The organism is Stenotrophomonas sp. PS02297 (assembly GCF_029959705.1).
Taxonomy (GTDB): domain Bacteria; phylum Pseudomonadota; class Gammaproteobacteria; order Xanthomonadales; family Xanthomonadaceae; genus Stenotrophomonas; species Stenotrophomonas nitritireducens.
Genome location: NZ_JASCOS010000182.1, coordinates 1 through 4705 on the forward strand (window position 1 = coordinate 1; position 4705 = coordinate 4705).

A 4705-nucleotide genomic window follows, 5' to 3' on the forward strand; every position below is an offset into this window, starting at 1 on the left:
GCGCGACAGCGCGCGTGGGGGAGGCGCGGGGGGGGGGGGTGCTGCCCGCACCCACGTCGATGCCGTTGCTCAGAGCCTGTATTCGACCGTCATGAAGTACTCGGCGCCGGCCGGGTTGTACTTGCTGATGTCCGCGTACGGCCACCACTTCTCCGAGGCGTGGCGCCAGGGCTTCTTGTCCAGCACGTTGACCACGGCCAGGTTGAAGGAGAGCGCGTCGGTGGCGCGGTAGCCCAGCGACAGGTTCACCGTGGTCCACGGCTTGAAGCGCTCGTACTCGTCGGCCCAGCGTACCGGCGAGGAGCCGAGCCGGTTGATGTGCACGTAGCTGGATACGCGCTTGTAGTCCCAGCCCAGGGTCATGTTGGAGCGGGTGCGGAACTCGTTGTTCCACTGCCGGTCGCGGATGTTCTCGACCTCGTCCTCGGGCAGGTAGCGGCTGAGCGTCTTGAGGATGTGGGTGTAGCCGATGCGTGCCGAGAAACGGCCCCAATGCTCGGTCGGCAGGCTCGAGTTCCAGGTCATGTCCACGCCGTCCTGGCGGTACATGCCGGTGTTGAACGGGCTGGTGATCACCGACTGCACGCCATCGCCGCGGCCGCCGCGCTGCACGCGCGCCAGCATGGTCTGGCACTTGGGCGAGTTGGCGTCCACGTCCCTGCCCTGCACGTCATAGCCCAGCGCGCACTCGGCGGCGTAGCGCAGCACCGCGTCGGCGCCGATGACGCCGACCTGGTCGTTCAACTCGACGCTGTACCAGTCCAGGCTGAAGGAATGGTTGCCGCCGAGCTGGGCGACCAGGCCGATGGTGTCGCTGGACCCCTTTTCCTCGCGCAGTGCCGGATCGCCCTCGGAGTACTGGCGGATCGAACCGGTGCCGTACTTCTCGCCGCAGCCCTGCCAGCTTGCGCCGCGCGCCAGTCCCTCGCCCTTCACGCAGGCCAGGTAGTCCACGCCGCTGGTGTAGGACGAACTGCGCTCGGCGAACATCACATGCATGTCCGGGGCGCGGAACGAGGTGGCATGCGAGGCGCGCACCAGCAGCCAGTCCGACGGCCGCCAGCTCAGGCCGGCCTGCCAGGTGAAGGCACCGCCGACGTCGGAGGCATCGTCGTAGTAGTCGTAGCGCGAGGCCAGCTTCGCATCCCACTGGCCGAAGCCGGAACCGGCGGGCAGCAGCGGCACCGAGAACTCGGTGCCCAGCGCGTAGTGGTTGCGCTTGCCCTGGCCGCGGATGCCGCTCCAGCCGTAGATCTCGCCATCGACGGTGGGCTGGTCGGTGATGAAGCGGTAGGTATCGCGGTTGGCCTCGGCCACGGCGGCGAAGGCCAGCGGCCCGGCCGGCAGTTCGAACAGCGACCCGGACAGGTCGGCGGTGAACGCCTGCGAGGTGGAGCGGCCGTCGCCGACCGAGGTGTACATCGCGTCGCGGAACTGGTCGGGCGTGAGCGCGCCGAAGAAATCCAGGTCGCCATCGGGCAGCAGGTTGCCGTCGAGGCGGTCCTTGCCGACCCGCACCCAGCGGCTACCGGTCCAGGGGAAGGACCAGTCGCGGCCCTGCTGGCCGAACAGCAGCGAGAGCATGGCCTGGTCGTTGAAGCGGTCCACGCTGTCGCGGTAGCGGTAGCGACCGTAGTTGTAGTTCAGGCTGTAGTCCAGCTTGCCCACGGTGCCGCGGATGCCAGCGATGATGACGTCGTTGTCTTCCTTGAACGACTGGTTGCTGCCGGGAAATTCGGAATTGCGGAAGGTGCGGTAGATGTGCCGCCATGCCGTCGCGTCGGGCACCGGCGCCTGCATGTCCTCGACCACCTCGTAGTCCACCGCGAATCCGTAGCGGTACAGGCCGGCGTCGGCGCGCGAGCGGGTGGACAGCGCGGTGGCGTACAGCTCGTGGTCGCCGAGGTGGTGGCTGAGGTTGAGGAAGCCGAACAGGCGCTTGCGGCCGTTGCGCACGGTGTAGCTGTCGAAGTCGTTGTCGCCGCAGTAGTTCTCGCTGCCTTCGCCGGCCCAGCCGGGGCGTACCGCCTCGTAGCCCAGGGTGCCGCAGCGGTTGCCGATGTCGAGCAGGTCCCAGCCGGTGTCGCGGTCCCAGAACGACATCACCTGGGTCGGTTCGCGGTAGTCGGGGTCGGGCGAGCGGTCGGGCGAGGCGAACCAGCTGCGCTGGTCGCCGCGGATCGGCCAGCGTTTGTCCCATTCCAGGCCGGCGCTGATATGGGTGTCGCCGAACTCGAAACCAGTGGTGAGCGTGGCGCGTTCGGAGCGGCCGCCGCCGTGCACGGTATCGCCATGCCGCCAGGACACGGTGGTGCCCTCGATGCGGTCCTTGAGGATGACGTTGACCACGCCGGCCACCGCGTCCGAACCGTAGATCGCCGAGGCGCCGCTGGTCAGGATCTCGACCCGGTCCACCGCCGAGGTCGGGATCATCGCCAGGTTGGTGACGTTGCCGCTGATGCCGCCCGAAGGCTTGGGCAGCACGGGGATGCGGCGGCCGTTGAGCAGCACCAGCGTGTAGCCGGGGCCGAAGCCGCGCAGGTTCAGCGCCTGGGCGTTGGCGTTGAAGTTGTTGGTGCTTTCCTCGCCGACGAAGACGCCGGTGTTCACCGTCAGGTTCGACAGCGCGTCGTAGACGTTGGCGAAGCCCTGGTGCTCCAGGTCCTGCGCTGTGACGACCTGGACCGGGTCGATGCCCTCGATCTCGGTGCGCTTGATGCGCGAACCGGTGACTTCCACCTTGTCCAGCGACGTGGTGGTGTCGCCTTTCGCCGCCTGCGCCGTCGCCAGCGACGGCAGCAATGCGGTGACGATGGCGCTGGCAATGATGCTGCGTTTCCGTGTAACCCTCATATCCCCTCCCCGAAGTATGTCGGCCGCGCATGCGTTGCGCATGCCACGGCAGCAAAGGACGCAATGGCGCCTCTGCCATGGTCTTGAGAGCGGGGTGCCTGCCGATAGCACGAAACGCGGGCGACCGATGCGGAACTCCGCATAGCGCCACGGCGAAAATCCGGGTCGGGCTATCGCCCGCACGGCGTCAGCCGGCGCATGCGCTGGAAGGGAGGGCGACTCCGATCCCGGTTTTCAGGCCGGCGAAAAAAAGCGACCGGGCCATGGCGGCCCGGTCGCGGCGATACCGGAGTAAGGGAGAGAGCAACCGGTAACGGAAACCGTGGCGTGTCAGTAGGCCGTGGTCGGCAGCGGCTGGGCCAGCGCGGCGGCGCTGGCGTCGCAGTCGGCCGGCGGCACGCCATTGCGCGCACGCGCTGTCGCCAGTTCCGCGCGCGCGGCGTCCATGTCGTGGCGGAACTGCGGGTCGGCATGCAGGCGCGCGACCACCGCCGAGCCCATGAAGCGCCCGGACAGCACGTCGCTGTGCCAGTGCACGTTGCACACCAGCCGGCTTTCGCCATAGCTGCGGCCGCGGGCGAGGATGGCGTCGCTGCGGTCCGGCGCCAGCTCGGCGAGGATCAGCGCCCACGCCCAGCCGATGGAGGTGTGCCCGGACGGATAGGAGCCGTTCTCCGCCAGCCCCGCTTCCTTGTCCGGCGTGCAGGTGGATTCGCCGTTGACCATGAACGGCCGCGTGCGGTTGTAGCGGTGCTTGGCGGCGTCGCTGACCACCGCCGCGTCGGTGCGGGTGCGGCGCAGCAGGCCATACAGGCGCGGCGTGGCCGCCTCGTCGATGCGGGTGCCGATGGCGCAGGCGAAGATCGATGCGGCCTCGGGGAACTGCAGGTTGGCATCGGCGATGGCCTGTTGCCAGCGCGGCGTGCCGCGCAGGTTGCGCGCCAGGTTGACCTGCTCGTCCAGCGCGAACGCGGCCGACCCCGGCGCCGGCGGCGGCGGCAGCAGGGCGATGCTGTCCGGCAGCTGCCCGGTCTCCAGATAGCCGCGGGCGACGCCCGGGCGGATCTCGGGAACCGCATGCCGCGCGGCCGGCGTGGTGCAGGCGCCGGCCAGCAGGCACAGGCTGGCGGCGAACAGGAGCGGGAGCGGGGTACGCATCGGGGTCATGGCGGGCCTCAGGCGAGTCGGGCGGCGATGTTCTGCCGCAGGGTGTGCAGATCCTTGGCGAAGGCATCGATGCCGGTGGCCAGCTTCTCGGTCGCCATCGGGTCGGCGGCCATGTCGGCGTCGAACTTCGCTTCGTCGATCGCAGCAACGTCGACCGCTTCGGCCGGCTGCGGCGAGAGCCTGCGCGGCAGCTCGCCCTGGTCGGCGTCGAGCTTCTCCAGCAGGTCCGGCGAAATGGTCAGGCGGTCGCAGCCGGCCAGCGCCTCGATCTGCGCGGTCGAGCGGAACGAGGCGCCCATCACCACCGTGGCCGAACCGCGGCGCTTGAACTCGGCGTACACGCCGCGCACGAACTTCACGCCCGGGTCTTCGTCGATGCTGGCCGGGGTCTGGCCGTTGGCCACGTACCAGTCGAGGATGCGGCCGACGAACGGCGAGATCAGGAACGCGCCGGCTTCCGAGCAGGCCAGCGCCTGGGTCGGGTTGAAGATCAGGGTCAGGTTGCAGTCGATGCCCTCGGCCTGCAGCACGCGCGCGGCTTCCACGCCGGCCCAGGTAGCGGCGATCTTGATCAGCACCTTGCCGCGCGGCACGCCGGCCGCCTCGTACATGGCGATGAACTGGCGCGCCTTGGCGATGGTCGCTTCGGTGTCGTGGGCCTGGTCGGCATCGACCTCGGTGGAAA

3 protein-coding genes are annotated in these 4705 nt (G+C 69.2%); all 3 read right to left on the reverse strand.

The window, feature by feature from the left end; genetic code table 11:
• Window positions 1-69: 69 nt before the first annotated feature.
• Window positions 70-2853 (reverse strand): TonB-dependent receptor, encoded by a 2784-nt coding sequence (locus QMX80_RS18340; protein WP_282278613.1) that lies wholly within the window; start codon window positions 2851-2853, stop codon window positions 70-72.
• A 330-nt stretch (window positions 2854-3183) separates the two neighbouring features.
• Window positions 3184-4011, reverse strand: coding sequence for a phosphatase PAP2 family protein (locus QMX80_RS18345; RefSeq protein ID WP_282278615.1), 828 nt, complete (start codon window positions 4009-4011; stop codon window positions 3184-3186).
• Window positions 4012-4028: 17 nt separating this feature from the next.
• On the reverse strand, window positions 4029-4705 hold a 677-nt coding region (locus QMX80_RS18350), incomplete at its 5' end, for a transaldolase family protein (protein WP_282278617.1).